At 58.7% G+C, this 21,577-nt stretch carries 17 protein-coding genes; 7 read left to right on the top strand and 10 right to left on the bottom strand.

Going from position 1 to position 21,577, the window contains the following annotated elements; genetic code table 11:
* Positions 1–12: 12 nt before the first annotated feature.
* Positions 13–771 (bottom strand): TlyA family RNA methyltransferase, encoded by a 759-nt coding sequence (locus tag ACONT6_RS11120; RefSeq protein ID WP_428818594.1) that lies wholly within the window; start codon positions 769–771, stop codon positions 13–15.
* 140 nt (positions 772–911) lie between these two features.
* Between ACONT6_RS11120 and nhaA the strand changes: the two genes are divergently transcribed.
* Positions 912–2,372, top strand: coding sequence for a Na+/H+ antiporter NhaA (nhaA, locus tag ACONT6_RS11115; protein ID WP_428818593.1), 1,461 nt, complete (start codon positions 912–914; stop codon positions 2,370–2,372).
* Between the two features lie 61 nt (positions 2,373–2,433).
* On the opposite strand, the gene ACONT6_RS11110 is transcribed toward nhaA, so the two are convergent.
* The 5 genes from ACONT6_RS11110 to cydP are packed head-to-tail and all read right to left on the bottom strand — an operon-like array spanning position 2,434 to position 5,838.
* Positions 2,434–2,691, bottom strand: coding sequence for a hypothetical protein (locus tag ACONT6_RS11110; RefSeq protein WP_428818592.1), 258 nt, complete (start codon positions 2,689–2,691; stop codon positions 2,434–2,436).
* Positions 2,692–2,743: 52 nt separating this feature from the next.
* Positions 2,744–2,863, bottom strand: coding sequence for a cytochrome bd-I oxidase subunit CydX (cydX, locus tag ACONT6_RS11105; RefSeq protein ID WP_078084080.1), 120 nt, complete (start codon positions 2,861–2,863; stop codon positions 2,744–2,746).
* 16 nt (positions 2,864–2,879) lie between these two features.
* Positions 2,880–4,013, bottom strand: coding sequence for a cytochrome d ubiquinol oxidase subunit II (cydB, locus tag ACONT6_RS11100; RefSeq protein WP_428818591.1), 1,134 nt, complete (start codon positions 4,011–4,013; stop codon positions 2,880–2,882).
* A gap of 19 nt (positions 4,014–4,032) precedes the next feature.
* Positions 4,033–5,607, bottom strand: a complete 1,575-nt coding sequence (locus ACONT6_RS11095) for a cytochrome ubiquinol oxidase subunit I (RefSeq protein WP_428818590.1) — start codon at positions 5,605–5,607, stop codon at positions 4,033–4,035.
* A complete protein-coding gene (gene cydP / locus ACONT6_RS11090; protein ID WP_428818589.1) occupies positions 5,608–5,838 on the bottom strand; it encodes a cytochrome oxidase putative small subunit CydP in 231 nt (76 codons plus the stop codon).
* A 537-nt stretch (positions 5,839–6,375) separates the two neighbouring features.
* Here cydP and ACONT6_RS11085 point away from each other — a divergent pair.
* A complete protein-coding gene (locus ACONT6_RS11085) occupies positions 6,376–7,416 on the top strand; it encodes an alpha/beta hydrolase fold domain-containing protein (RefSeq protein ID WP_428818588.1) in 1,041 nt (346 codons plus the stop codon).
* Between the two features lie 118 nt (positions 7,417–7,534).
* Entirely contained in the window at positions 7,535–8,590 is a 1,056-nt protein-coding gene (locus ACONT6_RS11080; RefSeq protein WP_428818587.1) for a peptidase M42, read from the top strand.
* 8 nt (positions 8,591–8,598) lie between these two features.
* On the opposite strand, the gene ACONT6_RS11075 is transcribed toward ACONT6_RS11080, so the two are convergent.
* Positions 8,599–9,012 (bottom strand): hypothetical protein, encoded by a 414-nt coding sequence (locus ACONT6_RS11075; RefSeq protein WP_428818586.1) that lies wholly within the window; start codon positions 9,010–9,012, stop codon positions 8,599–8,601.
* Between the two features lie 220 nt (positions 9,013–9,232).
* Between ACONT6_RS11075 and ACONT6_RS11070 the strand changes: the two genes are divergently transcribed.
* Positions 9,233–11,596: a M1 family metallopeptidase gene (locus ACONT6_RS11070; protein WP_428818585.1), complete on the top strand. Its 2,364-nt coding sequence runs from the start codon at positions 9,233–9,235 to the stop codon at positions 11,594–11,596.
* Between the two features lie 194 nt (positions 11,597–11,790).
* Entirely contained in the window at positions 11,791–12,237 is a 447-nt protein-coding gene (locus ACONT6_RS11065) for a DUF6702 family protein (RefSeq protein WP_428818584.1), read from the top strand.
* A gap of 149 nt (positions 12,238–12,386) precedes the next feature.
* On the opposite strand, the gene ACONT6_RS11060 is transcribed toward ACONT6_RS11065, so the two are convergent.
* Together ACONT6_RS11060 and ACONT6_RS11055 are read right to left on the bottom strand one after the other, a co-directional pair.
* Positions 12,387–12,668, bottom strand: a complete 282-nt coding sequence (locus tag ACONT6_RS11060) for a PepSY domain-containing protein (protein WP_428818583.1) — start codon at positions 12,666–12,668, stop codon at positions 12,387–12,389.
* A gap of 29 nt (positions 12,669–12,697) precedes the next feature.
* Complete coding sequence (locus ACONT6_RS11055; protein ID WP_428818582.1) at positions 12,698–13,189, bottom strand: hypothetical protein; 492 nt, start codon at positions 13,187–13,189, stop codon at positions 12,698–12,700.
* A 402-nt stretch (positions 13,190–13,591) separates the two neighbouring features.
* Between ACONT6_RS11055 and ACONT6_RS11050 the strand changes: the two genes are divergently transcribed.
* Complete coding sequence (locus ACONT6_RS11050) at positions 13,592–15,493, top strand: RICIN domain-containing protein (RefSeq protein ID WP_428818581.1); 1,902 nt, start codon at positions 13,592–13,594, stop codon at positions 15,491–15,493.
* A gap of 66 nt (positions 15,494–15,559) precedes the next feature.
* Here ACONT6_RS11050 and mltF read toward each other — a convergent pair whose 3' ends face one another.
* On the bottom strand, positions 15,560–17,029 hold the full coding sequence (mltF, locus tag ACONT6_RS11045) for a membrane-bound lytic murein transglycosylase MltF (RefSeq protein ID WP_428818580.1): 1,470 nt from the start codon (positions 17,027–17,029) through the stop codon (positions 15,560–15,562).
* 567 nt (positions 17,030–17,596) lie between these two features.
* On the opposite strand from mltF, the gene purL reads away from it, so the two are divergent.
* Entirely contained in the window at positions 17,597–21,466 is a 3,870-nt protein-coding gene (gene purL, locus ACONT6_RS11040; RefSeq protein WP_428818579.1) for a phosphoribosylformylglycinamidine synthase, read from the top strand.
* The last annotated feature ends 111 nt before the right edge of the window (positions 21,467–21,577 follow it).

Here is a 21,577-nt window from a genome sequence, read left to right as displayed (position 1 = left end):
TCCTTGCGAGCGTCAGGCGGTCTTCTGCGCCCACAGCAAAAATTCCCTGTTGCCGTCGCCGCCGGTGATTGGGCTTTCCATATAGCTGCGCACCTGGAGATCCAGCTCCTCGCACAGCGCGTAAATTCTTTCCTGAACCCCCTGGTAGAGGGCCGGGTCGCGTACCAACCCGCCTTTACCGAGGCCCTCGGGGCCGACTTCAAACTGGGGTTTCACCAGACTTAGCAAGTGGCCGCCGGCCTTCAGCAGTGGTGGCAACTGCGGCAGTATCAGGGTCTGGGAGATAAAAGAAACATCCATTACCACGGCATCGAAGCCCTGATCTGCATAGGGCGCAATCTTCTCGGCGGTGAGGTGGCGTGCATTGAGGCCCTCGAACAGGTGCATGCGCGGGTTTTCACGCAGGGGTTCTGCCAGCTGGTCGTGTCCTACATCCACGCCGACCACAAGTTCGGCGCCCCGCTGCAGCAGGCAGTCGCTGAAACCGCCGGTGGAGCAGCCGACGTCCAGGGCGCGCCATCCGGCCGGGTTGAGGCCGGTGTGGTCGAGAATGCCCGCCAGCTTGAGCCCGGCACGGGATACGTACTGGTCCTCGGGCAGGGGTTCGACCTGGATCTGGGTGTCCTCGCTCAGTGACTGGCTTGCCTTGGTGGCCGGGCGCCAGCTGTGACCGTCTGACAGGGAGACCCGGCCGGCATCGATCAGTTTGCGGGCGTGGGTGCGTGAGCTGGCAAGCTGCTGCTGGACGAGAAGGAGGTCGAGACGGATCATGCGCTGTACTCACTATATTATGGGGAGCACCGGGATTGGAGGAAGATTCGGCTGCCATGCTAACCTCTGCCCCTCAAACGGAAAAGTCTCAGATAGAATCCCTATTCATTCCGGAACCGAATAACAGGAGTTGGCGTTAGATGGCAAAAAATGTGCTGAGTAAATTCAGGGTGCGCAAGGGCAAGGTCTTTGAGGCCCCGTTGGAGAACGCATTCGGCCGCCTCGTCACGCCATTCGAAGAGTTCATCCATCGCCAGAGCAGCAGTGGCCTGCTGCTGATGGCTTGTGCGGTGATCGCTCTGGTGATTGCGAACTCTCCCTGGCAGGAGTGGTACAAGCATATCCTTCACTTGCCGGTCAGTTACAACTTCGGCGAGTGGTCGCTGTCGATGAGCTTCCACCACTGGATCAACGATGGCCTGATGTCCATCTTCTTTCTATTGGTGGGGCTGGAATTGAAGCGGGAGTTCCTTGTCGGGGAGCTTTCGGAGCTGAAGCATGCGGTCTTGCCCGTCATGGCGGCCATCGGTGGTATGGTCGTGCCGGCGCTGATTTTTTACCTGATGAACGGCGGTACGCCGTCAGAACGTGGCTGGGGTATTCCAATGGCCACGGATATCGCATTTGCGGTGGGCTGTATCGCCATCCTCGGCAATCGGGTACCGCGCGCCGTGGTGACCTTCCTGGTTGCCCTGGCGATTGTGGATGACCTGGGGGCGATTCTGGTGATCGCTGTCTGGTATACCGAGAGCGTGAACACCAATGCACTGATGGCTGCCTGCGCGCTGGTTGCGGTGATGTGGCTGCTGAAGTTCGCAGGTGTGCGCCGTTCGGCGGGGTACATCTTCGTGGGAATTCTGCTCTGGTATGCCCTCTACGTAACGGGGGTACACGCGACCCTCGCCGGGGTGATTACTGCCATGGCCATTCCCGCACGCCCCAAGTATGACCCGGTGGCGTTCAGTACCTTTGTGAAAGATATCATCCGCAGCTTTGACCGCTGCTTCCGTCCCGGTGACAAGATCATTGCCAACGATGCCTTGCGTGCCCGGGTGACGGCGCTGGATAACGGTATCCACCTGGTGCAATCCCCACTGCAGCGTATGGAGACCCGTCTGCATACGCCCGTGGCGTTTATCGTGGTGCCCATTTTTGCCCTCGCCAATGCGGGGATTCCGATCGATAGCTTTACCAGTGCGTCTGCGGTGCTGAACCCACTTACGCTGGGTGTTATCTGCGGTCTCGTTTTCGGCAAGTTGATCGGGATTGCCGGTGCCACCTGGATCGGCTGGAAGCTGGGATTCGGCGAGCTGCCCAAATCCGCCACGTTCCATCACATTGTGGGTGTGGCATTGCTGGGGGGGATTGGTTTCACCATGTCGATCTTCATCGCCGAGCTCGCGTTTGCCGGGGAAAACGAGATGTTGATCCAGGCCAAGGCCGGCGTATTGCTGGCCTCGGTGATTGCCGGGGTGGCCGGGTTCCTGATTCTGCGGCGAGCGCCGATCGTGGAATCGACCCAGAGCGATGAAGCCGGACACCTGGATTCTCCCACAACGGATATCAAGCCCGGTGACAGCGAAGGAAAAGACCAGGCTTAAAGGGGAAGAGTGCAAGCTACCCAGAGCTCCTACGAGAGCGCCGGCCTGGATACTGCGGTGATCAGGCCGGTAGGGCGAGCCAGGCAATTGCCAGTAGTGACGCCCATGCGACCACCGCGCAGGCCAGCTGCCAGCTGCGCGGGGTGTTTTTCAATATCCCTGAACCGTAAACCACGCCCACGCACAATCCCACCAACAGCAGGCTGGTTTGCCCGGTACTCGGTGCCTGGCCGTTTTTGTACAGCAACACCGGCCAGAATGTGAGCAGTAGGCTGGTCAGCAGGGTGGCGACAAAGGTGGTGATCCTGAGTGCTTTCATCGAATTGTCTTTAGCGCCGTCTCGTCGTATTGGCCGGGGCTCCGGCGCGCAGTTACTCTTCAAATTCGGTCTCGTTCCTGTCCATGTTCTCGGTGACTTCCAGCCACAGCGCATTGACCACACCAAACAGGCAGGCCAGCAACACGCCGAGAATCCATGTGAAGTACCACATACCTGTATCTCCTGAGTCAGTAGCTACTGTGGGAGTTTTCTTCGATATATTCCTTGGTCACCCGCCCGAACATTTTGCGATAGCACCACAGGGTGTAGAGCAGAATGATCGGCACGAAAATGACCGCGGCGGCAAACATCAGCCCGAGGGTCAGTTCGCTGGAGGCCGCGTCCCACAGGGTAAGGCTCATGTTTGGGTCGCGGGATGAGGGCAGCACGAAGGGAAACAGGGCGATACCCGCGGTGAGAATCACGCTAGTTACTGCCAGGGAGCTCGACAGGAACACGAGCGCGCTTTCCGCACGCGCGAACAGCCAGGTGGCGGCGGCCATCAATATACCCAGCAGCGGAATTGTCCACAGCAGCGGGTGTGCGCTGTAGTTCGCCTGCCAGCCATCATTGCCGTATGCCACGGTTTTCATCAGTGGATTGAGTTTGTCGCCGAGGGGTTTGATGTCCACGATATGCATGCCATCGATCCCCACCAATAGCCAGATCCCCGCCAGCACAAACAATCCGATAACCGCGAGGGCTGAGAGCTGGGTGGCCTGCTGTGCGCGGGTATGCAGCAGGCCGCGGGTTTTCAGTTGCAGCCAGGCGCCACCGTGCATGGCGAGCATGGCGACCGACAGCAACCCGCAGATCAGGGCAAAGGGGTGGAGCAGCATCCAGAAGGAGCCGTGATAGCTGGGGCGCAGCAGGTCGTCGAGTTCAAACGGCAGCCCCAGCATCAGGTTGCCAAAGGCCACACCGAAGATCAGTGGTGGTACGACACCGCCAATAGTCAGTCCCCAGTCCCACAGGTTGCGCCAGCGCGGGTCGTCGATTTTGGAGCGATAATCGAAGCCTACGGGCCTGAAGAACAGCGCGCACAGGGTGATCATCAGCGCAGCGTACAGTCCGGAAAAGGCGGCGGCGTAGACCATCGGCCAGGCGGCAAAGATGGCGCCGCCTGCGGTAACGAACCACACCTGATTTCCCTCCCAGTGTGGGCCGACGGTATTGATCATGATGCGCCGGTCCATGTCGGTTTTACCGATAACCCTGAGCAACATGCCAACCCCCATATCGAAGCCGTCAGTCAGCGCAAAGCCGATCAGCAGCACGCCGATCAGGGCCCACCAGATCAGTTTCAGCGTTTCGTAATCCATAGCGCGTCTCCTCTCTTGTTCAGGCCTGGGCGCCGGGTTTATTTCCCGGCAGCTCAAAGTGGTATTTGCCGGTCCCGAGGCTGGACGGCCCGAGTCGGGTGAAGCGCAGCATCAGGTATACCTCGGCCACGGCCAGCGCGGTGTAGAAAGCGATAATGGCAGTCAGGCTGCCGAGTACCTCCCCGCGGGTAATGGAGGATGCGGACATATAGGTGGGAAGCACTTCGGCGATGGACCAGGGCTGACGGCCATACTCGGCCACAATCCAGCCGCACTCCGCTGCGATCCACGGCAGCGGCAGGGACCACAGGCAGGCGTAGAGCACTGCGCGGTTACCAGCACTGCGGTGGCGTGCTGACTGGATGAAGGCGGCGATAAACACGAACAGCATAATGAAACCGGCCCCAACCATAATCCGGAAGGTCCAGAACAGGGGGGCGACACGGGGAATGGAGTGCTCCGCTGCCTGCTTGATCTGTTCTTCGGTGGCGTCGGTAATGTTTTCTGTATAGCGCTTCAGCAACAGGCCGTACCCGAGGTCGTACTGCATGTCGGCAAAGGCGTTGCGGGTTTCCTGGCTGGTGTCTCCGGCGCGCAGTTTTTGTAGCAGGTCGTAGGCCTCAATACCCCGGCGAATACGCTGTTCGTTTTCCGGGATGATCCGATCAAAACCCGTCACTTCTTCATCGAGAGAGCGGGTGGCTATCAGTCCCAGCGCCCAGGGAACCTGGATCTGGAAGTTGTTTTTCTTTTCCTCCTGGTTGGGGAAGGCAATCAGGGTAAACGAGGCCGGGGGCTCCTGGGTTTCCCATTCGGCCTCGATGGCTGCCAACTTGACCTTCTGTATGCCGCCGACGGTATAGCCGCTTTCATCCCCAAGTACGATCACCGAGAGAATTGACGCCAGGCCGAAACTGGAGGCGATCGCAAAGGAGCGCCGTGCGAAGGGAATATCCCTTTTCCTGAGCAAATAGTAGGAAGACACGCTGAGCACAAACATGGCACCGGTTACATAACCGGCTGCTACCGTATGTACGAACTTGACCTGTGCCACCGGGTTGAACAGCACATCGCTGAAGCTGGCCAGCTCCATACGCATGGTTTCGAAATTGAACTCCGCGCCGATCGGATACTGCATCCAGCCATTGGCAATCAGAATCCACAATGCCGACAAGTTGGAGCCAATAGCTACCAGCCAGGTACAGGTCAGGTGCTGCACCTTGCTCAATCTGTCCCAACCGAAAAAGAACAGGCCGATAAACGTCGACTCGAGGAAAAATGCCATCAAGCCCTCGATGGCCAGGGGCACGCCAAAAATATCGCCCACATAGTGGGAGTAATAGCTCCAGTTGGTGCCGAACTGGAACTCCATTGTCAGGCCGGTGGTGACCCCGAGGGCGAAGTTGATTCCGAACAGCTTGCCCCAGAACTTGGTCATGTCCTTGTAGATGGCCTTGCCCGTCAGTACATAGCAGGATTCCATGATCGCGAGAATAAACGACAGGCCAAGCGTCAGCGGCACAAACAGAAAGTGGTACAGGGCTGTCAGTGCGAACTGCAGGCGGGACAGATCCACTACGGTTTCATCGATCACTTAACGCTCCTTGTCTTGGTGACCCGATTCGGCGGAGTGCGAGGCTGGCACGGGTGTTTCTTCGTCGGGTTCAACGTCCGACCGGACTTCAGGAAAAAAGCGAGCCGGGTCAGGCGCTGCGCGCTCCGGGGGCGGGGAGAAGAAATAGATTTTGATCAGGGTGATCAGAATGAGCTTGATGATCAGAACCGCGCCGAGTTCGATCAACAGGCGACGGTCGGAAAGCGTCATGGTGTTCCCGTCTGGTTTGCCACAAAAAAGGCGCCGCGCGGCCCAATATTAGCAGCGGTACCCGAGTGTGGCGGGTGAGGGATGCCTTTTGGCGGGGAAAGCCGAAAACTGACGTGACTTGCTTTTTATCGCCGTGGGAACCGGGCCTTCAGGCAACCGGATGCCAGGCAAAGCGATCGTCAATAAGGTGGAATTTACGCGGGTAACAGGCTGCATACGAGCAGCAGCAAGCCGAAGTTGCTGAGCACGATTAGCGCGATATTCTGGGGACGGTACTCCATGGGAACCTCTTCATTTCTTGATTTTTATTGGTTATTGAATGGTCGAAATAAAGGTCATTTGGATCTATGGTATTACCAGTTTTGGGGAATGAAAACCCCATATATGGGGTTTTTTACTGTGTTAGTATCGGTTTTTACGAAAAGTGGTAAGTCCAAAATCTCGGAGGTTTTCGGGCCGTTTACCCCGTTGGCAGGCCGATAGGGCCAGATGTCCTGTTTAGAAAGTAATAAAGAGATGAAACAGGTGGGAATACCTATGTCGCACAAGCTCCATCATCATCACACCGACAGCCCCCTGAGCTGGAAACAGGCGCTGCGCTGGTTGGCGCTGCCGGTAATCACCCTGGTCGGAATACTGCTATTGCTGCCATCCACGGTACAGTCCGCGGCCAGTTATCCGGTGGACGATTCCTTCAATATACAGGCCGCCTTTAACAAGGCCCGCAAGGACTACCCCCAGATCAGCATTGCTAATGTGGCGCCTGATACATCTACCGTGGTGCAGAGGGGCGTGGTTTATCGCCAGCTGGGAAAGCGCGCCCTCCACCTGGATATTTTTCGTCCCGAGTCCGCCGCGGCTGACGAGCGGCACCCGGCGGTATTGCTGGTACATGGTGGCGGCTGGCGCTCGGGCAATCGAACGCTACAGGAGCCAATGGCGACCTACCTCGCGAACCACGGTTTCGTGGCAGCTACAGTGGAGTACCGCCTGTCACTGGAGGCGCGCTACCCGGCGGGAGTGCAGGACGTCAAAGCGGCGCTGGGATGGCTGCGCAATCACGCCGAGGAATACGGTATAGACCCGCACCGTATTGCAATTTTGGGCGCGTCTTCCGGTGCGCAGATGGCGACCCTGGTGGGGGTGACCCCGGGAATGGAGGTATTTGAAACTGCCGGATCCAGCGGGCTGGATGCAGCCCAGGCGATCGTTAACCTGGATGGCATCGTGAGCTTCACTACGCCAATGGCACTGAAGCATGAAAATGCGCCACACAAGAACCCGTCAGCGGCGGGCGCCTGGTTTGGCGGGCGTTATCAGGAAGTGCCTGCGCTGTGGCGACAGGCCTCGCCACTGGAATATGCCGGTGCGGGTTCCCCGCCCACGTTGTTTATTAACAGCAGTCGGCCGCGCTTTCATGCCGGGCGCGACGCCTATATCAAGAAACTCGCTGCCGCGGATATCCCCACCGAGGTGATGACCCACGACGACTCTCCACACCCCTACTGGCTGTTTGAGCCCTGGTTTACCCCCTCTGCGGAGAAGGTGACGGATTTTCTGCAACAGACGTTGAAATAACCGTAAATAACGGTCGCAACCGGTCGATTTTGCTGGATATACTCGCGCGAATTGCCGCTGGCCTCGCGAGGTCAGGCAGCGAATGTACTCTCTCCTGACCGCGTGGAGTCCGTGGCCAATGCAACAGTCCGAACAGTTTATCGATCTCCTCAAACTACTGGTGCGCAGCCCCAGCGTTGTAGGGGCGGAACATTCCTTTTTCCGGGTGCTGCAACGGGAACTGGAAGAGCGCGGCGCCCAGGTGACCTGGTACGAAGGGTTACTGGTTGCCCAGGGGCGGCGCCCGCACAGTGCCAAGTTTTCCGCACATATCGATCGTCACGGTCTGATCTGTACCGGTCCCAACGAGTTCCAGTACGCCGCCTTTGTCTCCGGCCGCCGTTCAGATCTGCTGGGTAACTCCGTATCTGAAAAGCTGATGACGAAAATTGTCGATCGGTTTCAGGGCGTTCCCGTCACCGCCTACGAGCCCTGGTCGGGTTCCTATTTTGGCTCCGGTGAAATCCGGCGGGCCTACGTGTGCGGTTATCGCAACAACCTGATTTTTGAAGTGGCCGGGCTGGAGCACGTCGTCGCCGGCACCCCGGTGGCGTTTACCGATCGCCTGAAAATCAGTGACGGCATTTTGAGTGCACAGCTGGATAACGTGCTCACCGCAGCACACCTGGTGCACCTGTACAGCCTTGGCTTTCAGGGCACCGCGTTTTTTACCGCGCAGGAGGAGTCGGGCAGTAGCTGGCGCTATTTGCTGGAGTGGTTCCGCCGTTTCAATGGCGGTACCGAGAAACTGATTGTGGTGGACACCAGCCCCTATCCAGACCGCACCAGCGCCGATACCCAACAGGTGGTACTGCGGCGGCGGGACGCCAACGCGGAGTTTCATCGGGGGACCACCGAGGGGCTTGCCGCCTTGTGCGAATCGAAGGGAATTTCCTACAGCTTCAAAGATACGTATATCGAGGCGCAGAACCGGAAAGCGCAGGCAGAAGGTCTTGAGCCCCAGTCGCTGGGCAGTACCGAGTTGGGGCGGATTGTCGCGGCCTCGTCGGGTTTTGTGCAGGGCACCACCTTGCAGATTCCCACCACTGGCTACCACACCATGGAAGAATCTGCCTCGCTGGCTGCGAACAGTGCGTTCAGCGAGCTGCTGGTTGCCCTCGCCAGCGAGATCTGAGCCGCGTCTCAGAACTCGTCGGAGACCTGATAGCGATTACAGCGGTTGTTGCAGTAGGGACGGTCTGAACGCAATTTGCCTGACTCCGGGTGGACGGTGAGCTGGCGTTTCTTCTGCCCGTGGTATGCCACCACATTCCAGTAACCGTTACGGAAATACATATTCGAGAAGGAGTGGAATCCAAGCCTCTGTAAACGCAGTCGCACTGCGCCGGCACTGAGGGCGATCTCCGAAGGCGTGCCGCCATCCAGGTCAGGACCGTACAGATGGGGTGGTATCTGACCGGGTGATGGACCCGAGAATCGGAAGTCGTTGGCGCTGAATGGCCCCGGCTGCTGGGCGTGTGCGCCCGTTGCAAGTAGCAGGAACAATGTCGCTGCCACAGTCAGTTTTACCCGGTGTGTGGATGCGGCAAACTGCATGGCTTTCCCCAAATTGCCTTTATCAGAGGATTGATAGGGTGGGGGAGGACCGGATCCAAGGGATTTTTGTGCTGCCGGCGGAGACGTTGAGAGCTGCCTTGGCAGATGCGGTGAATGGAGTCTTGGCTGCGGTGGTCCTGACGGTACGGAATCGCCGGTCACCGGGGAACTGCTAAAATGGCGCGCTATTTATCATTATAAGTGAGAAATGGCGCCAATCATGACTCTGCATTCCCTTTTTCGTCGCTTCGGCGCGGTCCTGCTCGGCTTTGCCGGCAGCACCGGAGCCCTCGCCGCTGACCCGCTCAACGTTACCGGCGACAAGTTCCGCCAGTTGGAAGAACTCCTGCCCACCCCGAATATCTATCGTGCCGCTTCCGGTGCGCCGGGCCACGCCTACTGGCAGCAGCAGGCGGACTACGACATCAAGGTCTCCCTGGACGACGACAAGCAGCGTATCACTGCGTCTGAAACCATTACCTACAAGAACAACTCCCCGGATACCCTGCGCTACCTGTGGCTGCAGCTGGACCAGAACCGCTTCAAGCCCAACTCTTCTGGCAACCTGGCGGCGCCGGTAGATGTGCAGTCCATCGCCCCGGACACCATTCCGTTCGGCAGCTTCCGTCGCGAAGTGGTTTCTGCGGAGTTTGACGGTGGCTACCAGATCACCAAGGTGGCTGATGCCCGAGGCCGCGACCTGCGTCATACCATCGTTGACACCGGCATGCGCATCGACCTGCCGCAGCCGCTAAAGTCTGGCGAGAGTGTGAGTTTCCGCGTGGACTGGGAATACAACATCATCGAGCAGAAGGCGCTGGGTGGCCGTTCCGGTTACGAGTACTTCGAGCGCGATGGCAACTACCTGTACGAGATCGCCCAGTGGTTCCCGCGTATGGCGGCCTATAACGATGTGAGCGGCTGGCAGAACAAGCAGTTTCTCGGCCGCGGTGAGTTCGCACTGGAATTCGGTGACTACCGGGTAGCCATCGAAGTGCCGGCGGACCATATCGTGGCTTCCACCGGTGTGCTGCAGAACCCCGCCGACGTACTGACCCGCGAGCAGCGCAAGCGCCTGGACAAGGCGCGCACCGCGAAAAAGCCGGTGATGATCGTGACCAAGGAAGAGGCACTGGAGAACGAGAAAGATCGTGCGAGCGGCCGCAAGACCTGGGTGTTCGAAGCGGAAAACGTACGTGATTTCGCCTGGGCCTCCTCGCGCAAGTTCCTGTGGGATGCGCAGGGCTACAAGAAAGGCGGCACCGACACCCTGGCCATGTCTTTCTATCCGGAAGAGGGCACCCCCCTGTGGGACAAGTACTCGACCGAGGCGATCATCCACACCATGGATGTCTACAACCGCTACAGCTTCGATTACCCGTACCCCACTTCCATTTCAGTGAACGGACCGGTGGGCGGTATGGAATACCCGATGATCACCTTCAATGGTCCGCGTCCGGAAATCGATGAAGAGGACCGCAGCAAGCGCACTTATTCCCGCCGCACCAAGTACGGTCTGATCTCGGTGATCATTCACGAGGTCGGTCACAACTATTACCCGATGATCATCAACTCCGATGAGCGTCAGTGGACCTGGATGGATGAAGGTCTGAACACTTACGTGCAGTTCCTGGCCGAGCAGGAGTGGGAAGAAAAGTACCCGTCCCGTCGCGGCGATGCGCGCAAGATTGTCGAGTACATGAAGAGCGAGAACCAGGTTCCGATCATGACCAACTCGGAATCCATTCTGCAGTTCGGCAACAACGCCTATGGCAAGCCGGCCACCGCGCTGAATATCCTGCGCGAATCCGTTATGGGCCGCGAGCTGTTTGACTTTGCGTTCCGCGAGTACGCCGAGCGCTGGAAGTTCAAGCGCCCGATGCCGGCGGACTTTTTCCGCACCATGGAAGATGCTTCCGGTATGGATCTGGACTGGTTCTGGCGCGGTTGGTTCTACACCACCGACCACGTGGATATCAGCCTGGATGCGGTGAAGCACTACACGGTGGGCACCAAGAACCCGGATATCGAGGGTCCTTGGAAGCGCAAGCAGTTTGAGCAGGAGCCGGAGACGGTCACTGTGCAGAAAAACCGCGCGCAGCGCATGACCCGCATTGTGGATGGCAAGCCGGAGCTGTCTGACTTTTACAACGAGCACGATGAGTTCGATGTGTCCAATGCGGACCGCAACAGTTACCAGGGCATGCTGGATGGCCTGGAAGACTGGGAGAAGGATTTGCTGAAAGTGGAGAGCAATGTGTATGTGCTCGATTTCAGCAATATCGGTGGTCTGGTGATGCCGCTGTTCCTGCAGCTGGATTACGAGGACGGTTCCAGTGAGGAGCTGCGTATTCCGGCGGAGATCTGGACGCGCAACGCACTGAAGACTTCCAAGATGCTGGTGCGCGGCAAAGACAAGGTCCTGAAGTCTGTGACCCTGGATCCGCACTGGGAAACGGCGGACACCGATGTAGAGAACAACTACTACCCGCGTCGTATCATCAAATCGCGTCTGGAACTGTTCAAGGACGAGAAGTCCCGCAACCTGATGAAGGATTGGGACGAAAAACTCAAGGAAGATTGATCGTCCTGTTTCCGAAATAGTTTTCGTGCGACCGCCACCCTTCAAGTTGCTGGGGTGGCGGTATCGCCGTCTTCGCGCGGACTTCTGTGGTTGCCTGCCGAGTTTTCTTACACTTCTCTCTTTATCTTCACTCTGGAATCCCTATGCGATTCAACATGCCTAATTCATTCGTATATTGTTTTATGGTTTTGCTCGTGACGTTGGCCTCACAGGCCCACGCGCACCGCTACCACTTCGGTATCACCGAGCTTTCCGTTAACGAACGCACCCAGTCCCTGGAAATTTCCCACCGCTTTTTTGTCGCGGATGTGGAGCGCGCGCTGTCACTGAGTGCCGACAAGGAAATGAAGGATGCACAGAAGCAGATGGCGTCTTATGTGAATCAGCATTTTCAGCTGAAGTCCGAGGCGGGGGTGCTGGTGAAGCCCACGTGGGTGGGGATGGAGGCCGATGTGCACGATGTCTGGGTTTACCAGGAGATTCCGCTCAAAGAAGTGCAGGGCAAGTCGTTTGTGGTACGCCAGTCCATGCTGATGGAGATTGAGGGCGATCAGGTAAATACCCTGAACCTTACCCGCGATGGCAAGACCGAGAGTTTTACGCTGAAGCCGGGTGCCAGTGCGGTGGAGATCCGTCTTTAACCGCGAAGGTGTCGCGGAAACACCATCGCAAAGGCTTGTCCCTTTTCGGAGAGGAAGCCTCTGCGGTGGTGTTCACTGTGCTCCGGGTTGCTGAGGACCGGGCCAGGGCCGAGCAGTTACTACAGATTGTTCAGTAGCAGCCCGTGGGGTCAGCTCTCGTCCTGTTTTACTTCGAGGATCTCACCGCTGTTGGGATCTACTTCCAGATCCCATTTCTTGCCTTCTTTGTACGCTTCCACTTCCCAGCGTCCGTTATCCAGAGACACGTCCACCACCGGCACATAGCCCTGTTGTTCCAGCTTGGTGACGATGGCGGAAAGCGCCATGGCGCCCGGGGGTGGCATTTCATCGCTCTCACTAGCCTGGGTCGCAGCGACAGTGGCAATGCTGCCCAGGGTTACGGCAAGGAGCGAATTCTTGATGTTCTTCATCCAGGGTTTACTCCGTATTGCAAAGCCGATCAGTCGCCGGTGCCGAGGCGCTGTTGCATCATGAAGCACCACTCGTCACTGCCGCCGTCGGGACCGTGGGCGCCATCACCACCGGTCAGCTTATCTGCGGCCATAAACCATTCCTGACTGCCAACGGAAGGCATGCCGTCCGGATACTGCTCGGCGATGGCCTCGCCGTACTTTTCCACCAATTGCCCGTTGACCCACTCGAACCACTCGGCATTACAGATCAGCTGGCCTTCACTGTTGGGGCTTTCCCCGGGACTGCTTTCGCCACTGTCACTATCACTGGCGCTGTCCATGGAGGTGTCGTCGGTTGTGCTGCTGTCGGAATCGGAGGTCGAAGTACTGTCATCTGTGGGTTCATCCACGGTGATCTCTTCAATTACCTCGGTTTCTGTTTCTGGTGCCTTGTCCGGGTCATTGGTGTCGGACTGGCGGCTACAGCCGGCAAAGACAAAAGAGGTCAGTAGAGCTGCGATCAAAAAAGGGCGAAACATAAATGCTCCTTTTGAAGTATTGGTAATGGCGCGAAATTGATTGGGCCACTGGGAATAAGCATAGGGCGGATTTCGCGACTTGCACGGTGAGTGGAGGGAACGTGATATCAGAACGCTGCGACAGAGTCTCAGGAGGAGGGGGTATCTGTGCGATGTGTCGCACTTATGCATGGGTGTGGTGGGTTCTGGGAGGCGTTTGCGCTTTAATTGGTATTGTATTATAAAAGCGCGCGTTCGCATTGCTCCCGGCCTGAGAATCCGGACTCTGCGGCGGCTAAAACAATAAAAACGCCATCTCTGGGATGAATTTTCCGCAGTACCCACCTGGCATCCACGTGGTCAAGTGCCGCTAGTGCGGCGAGCTGTCTGGCCTGAATAATAAAAACAGATGATGAGGCAGTTATGTCAATTAGAATCCTCTGGCGAGTGTGCTCGCTCGTGGCCGTCTTTTGCCTGAGTACCGCGGTCAACGCGGCAATCGAAAACGGCACCTATACCATTGTTTCCAAATACAGCGGCAAGCTGGTGGAGGTCGGCAACGGCGATACCAGTGATGGCGCCAATATCAATCAGTGGCCCGGTAACGGTCACCCTACCCAGCACTGGGTCATCACCCATATCAGCGGTGATGACTACTCCGTAATCAATGCCCACAGTGGCCGCGCCATGGAAGTGTACGGGTTTGATACCGCGGACGGCGCCAATATTGCCCAGTGGACCTACTGGGGGGGCGCCAGCCAGATCTGGACCATTACCGATCAAGGTAGTGGTTACTATTCGTTCATCAACAAGCATTCCGGCAAGGCACTGGATCTGCTCGGTTGGGATACCAGCGACGGCGCCAATATCGGCCAGTGGTCCTGGTGGGGCGGCGATGCCCAGCTGTGGTCGCTGAATCAGCTCGCGCGCAGCGTGCCGCAGTCCATCAGTTTCGCCAGCCCGCGCTTTGACAATATTGCGGTGCACGATCCCTCGGTTATCCGCGCCGATAATCAGTACTACGTATTCGGATCACACCTGAGTGCGGCGCGTTCCGGATACCTCACCAGCTGGGAGCGGGTCGCCGATGGGGTATACCCGAGTAACCCGCTGTTCAATGACGTGACCAGCGAGCTGTCCGAGGCACTGAGCTGGGCGCAGACGAGTACCCTGTGGGCGCCCGACGTGATTCAGCTAAACGGGCAGTACCTGATGTTTTATAACGCCTGCCGCGGTGATGCTCCCCGTTCTGCCATGGGGATTGCGACGGCCTCGAATATCGAAGGTCCATACAGCGACCAGGGGATCTTCCTGAAATCCGGGATGTGGGGTGAACCCAGCGAGGATGGCGCCATCTACGATGCGACCGTGCACCCCAATGTGGTTGATCCGGTGGTGTTTCGCGGTGCCGACAACCGGCTGTGGATGACCTACGGCTCTTATTCCGGCGGTATCTTCATCATGGAGCTGGATCCCAACACCGGCTTCCCCTACCCGGGGCAGGGCTACGGTAAACACCTTCTGGGTGGCAATCACTCCCGCATCGAGGCTGCGTATACCATTTACGCACCGGAAACCGGCTACTACTACATGTTTGTCAGTTACGGTGGCCTGGCTTCTGACGGCGGCTACAACATTCGCGTTTCCCGCGCGACCAGCCCGGACGGTCCCTACTACGATGCCAATGGCACCAATATGGCGAATGTAAAAGGCGCACCGGGTACCATCTTTGACGATGCGAGCATCGCGCCCCACGGCGTCAAGCTGATGGGAAATTACCTGTTTGCCAACAGTAATAACCAGCTGGGCTATGTATCCCCGGGGCACAACTCTGCCTACCGCAAGGACGATACCGGGCAGTACTTTGTGTTCTTCCATACCCGCTTCCCCAATCGCGGTGAAGAGCACGAGGTGCGAGTACACGAGTTCTTTATCAACCAGGCTGGCTGGCCAGTGATCGCGCCGTTGCGCTATGCGGGGAAGGTGGACAGCAGCAACTCGGGCCGTACCCGCGAGCAACTGGAGGCGGTTTATGCCGGTGAGATCCCCGGTACTTACCAGCTGGTCAATCATGGCAAGGACATCACCGCCAACATCAAGGGGTCAAGCAATATCCAGCTGAATGCCGGCGGTGGTATCAGTGGTGCCCAGTCCGGTACCTGGGTATACAACGAAGTTACCCGTGCGGCGACGGTAACCTTGAACGGCACCAGTTATCAGGGTGTGGTTTCCAAACAGTGGAATCAGGTGCGCAGCCGTTATGAAGTGACTTTCAGTGCACTGTCCGACGACGGTACGGCAGTGTGGGGTATCAAGTCCAATTGATCTGAATGCGACCTGCTAAACGAAAACAGGCGGCCATGGCCGCCTGTTTTCTTATGGGGGGGGGAGTTACAGTGCCGGGACCGAACCGGTCTCGACAACCGGCGCGTCAGCCAGGGCTTCGCCGTCGTCGTTGACCGCCGCTGCAGCCAGGCGCTGCTCTTCGATTCTGCTGGTCCAGGTCAGGAGCGCCTGGTAGTGACGAATGTTTTGTACGTAGGTGACCGGCTCCCAGCCTCGCGCATAACCGTGTTTCAGGTGCTTGTAGTACTGCCGCTTGGCCAGCAGCGGCAGGTGATCGCGCACGTCCTGCCAGCGGTCCGGGTTACCGCCCAGTTGCTGGGTGAGAACGCGGGCGTCTTCGAGGTGGCCGTAGCCGATGTTGTAGGCTGCCAGGGCCATCCAGGTGCGGTCCGGTTCACGGATACGCTCCGGGATCTTGTCGCGCACCTGCAGGAAGTAGCGGGTACCTCCGTCGATGCTTTCGATCGGATCGAGGCGGTTTACGCCCATTTCACGGGCGGTAGCGCGGGTCAACATCATCAGGCCGCGTACCCCGGTGGGGGACTTGGCGCGGGGATTCCAGTGGGATTCCTGGTAGCTGAGGGCCGCCAGCAATTCCCAGTTCACTTCGTATTTGTCCGCGGCCTTCTCGAGTTCGTCGCGCCACTTGGGCAGGCGATCACGGGTGAGCTGTGCGAAGGTCTGGGCACCGCCCACATTCATTTGGCTCACATGGCCGAAGTAGAGCTCGCGCAGCTCCGCCACCATCCCGCTGGTGTTCGCCCGCAGCATGAAGTTCCGAGCGGCGCGGTACAGGGTGTCGTCGTCCCCCTTGGGGAAGGCCCAGGAAACTGGCTGAAACTGGGTCAGGTTGAACGCGATATGCGTATTCGGGTACAGGCCGCGGTGCACTGCATAGGCGTTGGAATCGACGATGGCGTAGTGGTATTTGCCCTCGTTGACCATCTCTACCAGCTCCATGGCGTCGACATCGGAAATTTCTTCCCAGGAGATGTCTTCATAGCGGCGAGAGAGCTTGCGCAGCTGTTCCGCGTGGGCGCTGCCGGCGATGACGGCAATATTTTTGCCTGCCAGGTCGGCCACACTGCGGGGGCGCGATTCGCCCAGGCGGTAAATGACCTGCTGGCGAATTTCAAAATAGGAGGGGGCGAAACGCACCTGCTGGCGGCGCTCGGGGGTGACGGTAAGGCCGGCTGCGGCCAGGTGGGCGACGGATTCCGGGTTTTCCAGCTCGTTGAACAGGTGGCTCAGGTCGTGCACGTCGCGGATTTCGAGCTTCACCCCGAGTTCCCGTGCGAATGCACGCAGCATGCCGTATTCGAAACCGGTGTAGTTACCGTTGGCATCTTCGTAGTAGGTGGTGGGGCCATTCTGAGACAGCACCACCAGTTTGCCGGAAGTCTTTACCTGCTCCAGCAGGCTAGGTGCCTTGCTGGCGACCAATAAAGAAGCACAACAGGCCAGTGCCGCCCCCTTGAGAAGGCGGCGGCTGTATCGCAACAGTCGGCTTTTCATGATCATAGGTTTTCCCCTCGAATCCTTTCTCTGCTTTATTTTGGGGTGCTCTGGGTTAAGTAAACCCGGGGGCATCAAGCCCATCCAGAACACCATTTCCTGCGAGCGGCGGCTCCGTTGCCACCCGCGCGTAAAGCCTGCTGTCTATTATTTGCGCAGGCTTGAGTCAAAAGCGCGGCAATTTTACCCCAAACCCCTGCGCGCTGACCAATCGTCTTTTAATGTCGTCTGAAACTTTGTGACCGATCGGCTTGTTCTGACCCAGTAAGTGTAGTAGATCGCGCCTGATGCGGTGGCCTGTGCGCCAGCCGGAAACGCGGTTGGGGTTGAGTTCGGTGTCTAAATCGCCTTTTTCGCTTTCGGCCGCCTATTTACCCCGGGAAGGCCGACATTCCCGACTAACGTCATCTTTACTGCACAAGATAGTTTCCGGCAGTGTTGGAGCGGCGGAGCATCGGGTACAATGCGCGCGCTCCGATTCCCGGTGTACCTGTGTGGCAGCGTCTTCGTAACCCTGATACTTCCGCCCGCAGGCGCTCAAATCCAGACAAGAGGCCAAATCCCGCGATGCTAGTTCTGCGTGGTGCTCCCGCACTGTCGAAATTTCGCCATCAAAAACTCCTCACCCAACTCCGCGCCCTGCAGCCTGCGATTGCAGACGTGTACGCCGAGTTTGTGCACTTTGCCGACAGCGACAAGCTGGGCAAAAAGGACCAGGCGCTGCTGGAGCGTCTGCTGCAGTACGGCCCCACTGAGGAGAAGCACCAGCCGGAAGGCGAGCTGATCCTCGTGGTTCCGCGCCCTGGCACTATCTCTCCCTGGTCGTCCAAGGCAACCGACATTGCGCACAATGCGGGCCTGACCCAGGTGCACCGCCTTGAGCGGGGTGTTGCCTACTACCTTACCGGGGTCAAATTAACCGAGGCTGAACGGAGCGATCTGGTTGCTCTGCTGCACGACCGCATGGTTGAGAGCGTCTACTTCCAGATGGAGCAGGCCGAACAGCTGTTTGTGGTGGAAGAAGCCCGTCAGATGGGCCGAGTGGACGTGCTCGACGGTGGCCGTGGGGCGCTGGAAGCCGCCAACGTGAGTCTTGGCCTGGCGCTGGCGGATGACGAAATCGATTACCTGCTCACCAGCTTTGAAGAGCTGGAGCGCAATCCCACGGATGTTGAGCTGATGATGTTCGCCCAGGCGAACTCTGAGCACTGCCGCCACAAGATCTTCAATGCCAGCTGGACCATTGATGGCGAAGACATGCCGCACTCCCTGTTCGGCATGATCAAGAACACCTACCAGAAGGGCGGCGAAGACGTCCTGTCTGCCTACGCGGACAACGCCGCGGTAGTGGTTGGCCACGAAGCGGGTCGTTTCTACCCGGATCCGGTCACCAAGGAATACGGCTTCAGCCAGGAGGCCATCCATCTATTAATGAAGGTGGAAACCCACAACCACCCGACTGCCATTGCACCCTTTTCTGGTGCGGGTACCGGTGCGGGTGGTGAGATCCGCGACGAGGGTGCTGTAGGCCGCGGCTCCAAGCCCAAGGTGGGCCTGACCGGCTTTACCGTGTCCAACCTGCAGATCCCCGGCGCCCTGCAGCCGTGGGAAGTGAATTACGGCAAGCCCGAGCGTATCGTCACCGCGCTGGACATCATGATCGAAGGCCCCATCGGCGGTGCCGCGTTCAATAACGAATTCGGTCGTCCGAACATCTGTGGTTACTTCCGTACCTTCGAAGAAGATTTCGACGGCGAGCGTCGCGGCTACCACAAGCCGATCATGCTGGCCGGCGGCTACGGCAATATCCGCGAAGAGCATGTAGACAAGCCCGAATTCAAAGCCGGCGCCAAGCTGATCGTGCTGGGTGGCCCGGCGATGCTGATCGGCCTCGGTGGCGGCGCTGCTTCCAGTATGGCCAGTGGCTCCAGCTCCGAAGACCTGGACTTCGCTTCCGTACAGCGCCAGAACCCGGAAATCGAGCGCCGCTGTCAGGAGGTCATCGACCAGTGCTGGCAGCAGGGCGACAAGAACCCGATTGCGTTTATCCACGATGTAGGCGCCGGCGGCCTCTCCAATGCCTTCCCGGAGCTGGTCAAAGACGGCGGCACCGGCGGTAAGTTCGAGCTGCGCAATGTGCCTTCCGACGAGCCGGGCATGAGCCCGCTGGAAATCTGGTGTAACGAATCCCAGGAACGCTACGTACTGGCGGTGATGCCGGAGGATCTGGAGCGCTTCGAGAAGATCTGCGAGCGCGAGCGCGCGCCGTTTGCGGTGGTGGGTGAAGCCACCAATGAAAAACACCTGACCCTGAACGACCAGCAGTTCGACGCCAAGCCGGTGGACCTGCCCATGTCCGTGCTGTTCGGCAAGCCGCCGAAGATGCACCGGGAGACGGAGACGCGCCAGGCCAAGACCACCGCGTTCGACACCAGCAAGATTGATCTCGCCGAAGCGGCAGAGCGCGTACTGCGCCTGCCCACTGTGGCGAGCAAAAGCTTCCTGATCACCATCGGCGACCGCACCGTAACCGGCCAGGTTTCCCGCGATCAGATGGTCGGCCCCTGGCAGGTGCCGGTGGCAGACTGTGCCGTAACCACCGTGGCCTACGACAGCACCGCCGGTGAAGCTATGTCCATGGGCGAGCGCACCCCGGTGGCGCTGCTGGATGCCCCGGCTTCCGGCCGCCTGGCGGTGGGTGAAGCGATCACTAACATCGCCTCGGCACCCATCAAGAAGCTGTCCGATATCAAACTCTCCGCCAACTGGATGTGTGCCGCCGGCCACCCGGGCGAAGAGGAAAAGCTTTACCGCACTGTGGAAGCAGTGGGTATGGAGCTGTGCCCGGACCTGGGCATCACCATCCCGGTGGGCAAGGACTCCATGTCCATGCGCACGGCCTGGAACGATGGCGGTGTCGACAAGGCGGTCACCGCACCGCTGTCCCTGGTGATTTCCGCGTTCAGCCCGGTCTCCGATGTGCGCAAAGTGGTTACCCCACAGCTGCGCAAGATGAAGAAGGGCGAGAGCGAGCTGCTGCTGGTGGACCTGGGTGCGGGCAAAAACCGCATGGGTGGTTCCTGCCTGGCACAGGTTTACAGCCAGCTCGGCGATACCCCGGCAGACCTGGATGACGCCAAGCGCCTGAAAGGCTTCTTCGAAGTCATGCAGGAGCTGCTGGAAGAAGAAAAAGTCATCGCCTACCACGACCGTGCCGACGGCGGCCTCTTCGCCACCCTGGCGGAAATGAGCTTCGCTGGCCGCGTGGGCGTCGATGTAGAGATCTATGACCTCGGTGATGACCCGATTGCCGCGCTGTTCAACGAAGAACTGGGAGCGGTGCTGCAGGTACCGGCTGCCGATGCGGACATGTTGGCAATGCGCTTTGCCTCCGTGGGCGTACCGGCGCACCGAATCGGTGAGCTGAACGAAGACGAAAAGCTGCGCATTACCCGCGAAGATAAAGAGATCTTCAGCCGCAGCCGTGCCGAGCTGCAGCAGATCTGGTCCGAAACCAGCTACCGCATCCAGTCCCTGCGCGACAACGCCGATTGCGCCAAGCAGGAATTTGATGCGATCGCCAAGGAAGATCCGGGCCTGTCGGTGAAGCTGTCTTACGACATCAACGAAGACATCGCCGCGCCCTACATCAAAAAAGGTGTGCGTCCGAAGATTGCCATCCTGCGCGAGCAGGGTGTCAACAGCCAGGTGGAAATGGCGCACTCGTTCCACCGCGCCGGCTTTAACGCCGTTGACGTGCACATGAGCGATATTCTTTCCGGTCGCACTGAGCTGGACCAGTTCAAGGGCCTGGTGGGCTGTGGTGGTTTCTCCTACGGCGACGTACTCGGCGCCGGTGAAGGTTGGGCCAAGACCATCCTGTTCAACGATCGCGCCCGCGACCAGTTTGAAGGCTTCTTCAACCGCAAGGACACCTTCGGCCTCGGCGTGTGTAACGGCTGTCAGATGTTCTCCGTGATCAAGGAACTGATCCCGGGTGCCGACCACTGGCCGCGCTTTGTACGCAACCTATCCGAGCAGTACGAAGCCCGCTTCGCGCTGGTGGGCGTGGAAGATTCCCCGTCGGTTCTGTTCAAGGGCATGGCCGGTTCCTACATGCCGGTAGCGGTCGCTCACGGTGAAGGCCGTGTGGAGTTTGCCAGCCAGCAGCAGCTGGAAGATTGCGAGCAGTCCGGCACCATCGCCATGCGCTACCTGAACAACAAGCAGCAGATTACCGAAACTTACCCGGCCAACCCCAATGGCTCGGTGAATGGTATTACCTCGCTGTGTTCCGAAGACGGTCGCGTGACCATCATGATGCCGCACCCGGAGCGAGTTGCCCGCGCGGTCAGCAACAGCTGGCACCCGGATGACTGGGAAGAGGACTCCGGCTGGATGCGCCTGTTCCGCAATGCGCGTGTGTTTGTGGATTAATCGCACACACTCGACGACGTTAAAAGCCCGCTCAACTGAGCGGGCTTTTTTGTGCGCATACCATGGCGCTGGAAAATCCAGCGCCAACATGGGTAGTATTGCGCGCTGAAA

Source organism: Microbulbifer sp. MCCC 1A16149 (assembly GCF_050368945.1).
GTDB lineage: Bacteria > Pseudomonadota > Gammaproteobacteria > Pseudomonadales > Cellvibrionaceae > Microbulbifer.
This window is presented reverse-complemented; position numbering and strand designations above follow the sequence as displayed.

Excerpts from the sequence above, each read along its gene's own strand:
- ACONT6_RS11120 (WP_428818594.1), bottom strand. The coding sequence starts at position 771 with ATGATCCGTCTCGACCTCCTTCTCGTCCAGCAGCAGCTTGCCAGCTCA.
- nhaA (WP_428818593.1), top strand. The coding sequence starts at position 912 with ATGGCAAAAAATGTGCTGAGTAAATTCAGGGTGCGCAAGGGCAAGGTC.
- ACONT6_RS11110 (WP_428818592.1), bottom strand. The coding sequence starts at position 2,691 with ATGAAAGCACTCAGGATCACCACCTTTGTCGCCACCCTGCTGACCAGC.
- cydX (WP_078084080.1), bottom strand. The coding sequence starts at position 2,863 with ATGTGGTACTTCACATGGATTCTCGGCGTGTTGCTGGCCTGCCTGTTT.
- cydB (WP_428818591.1), bottom strand. The coding sequence starts at position 4,013 with ATGGATTACGAAACGCTGAAACTGATCTGGTGGGCCCTGATCGGCGTG.
- cydP (WP_428818589.1), bottom strand. The coding sequence starts at position 5,838 with ATGACGCTTTCCGACCGTCGCCTGTTGATCGAACTCGGCGCGGTTCTG.
- ACONT6_RS11085 (WP_428818588.1), top strand. The coding sequence starts at position 6,376 with ATGTCGCACAAGCTCCATCATCATCACACCGACAGCCCCCTGAGCTGG.
- ACONT6_RS11080 (WP_428818587.1), top strand. The coding sequence starts at position 7,535 with ATGCAACAGTCCGAACAGTTTATCGATCTCCTCAAACTACTGGTGCGC.
- ACONT6_RS11075 (WP_428818586.1), bottom strand. The coding sequence starts at position 9,012 with ATGCAGTTTGCCGCATCCACACACCGGGTAAAACTGACTGTGGCAGCG.
- ACONT6_RS11070 (WP_428818585.1), top strand. The coding sequence starts at position 9,233 with ATGACTCTGCATTCCCTTTTTCGTCGCTTCGGCGCGGTCCTGCTCGGC.
- ACONT6_RS11060 (WP_428818583.1), bottom strand. The coding sequence starts at position 12,668 with ATGAAGAACATCAAGAATTCGCTCCTTGCCGTAACCCTGGGCAGCATT.
- ACONT6_RS11055 (WP_428818582.1), bottom strand. The coding sequence starts at position 13,189 with ATGTTTCGCCCTTTTTTGATCGCAGCTCTACTGACCTCTTTTGTCTTT.
- ACONT6_RS11050 (WP_428818581.1), top strand. The coding sequence starts at position 13,592 with ATGTCAATTAGAATCCTCTGGCGAGTGTGCTCGCTCGTGGCCGTCTTT.
- mltF (WP_428818580.1), bottom strand. The coding sequence starts at position 17,029 with ATGAAAAGCCGACTGTTGCGATACAGCCGCCGCCTTCTCAAGGGGGCG.
- purL (WP_428818579.1), top strand. The coding sequence starts at position 17,597 with ATGCTAGTTCTGCGTGGTGCTCCCGCACTGTCGAAATTTCGCCATCAA.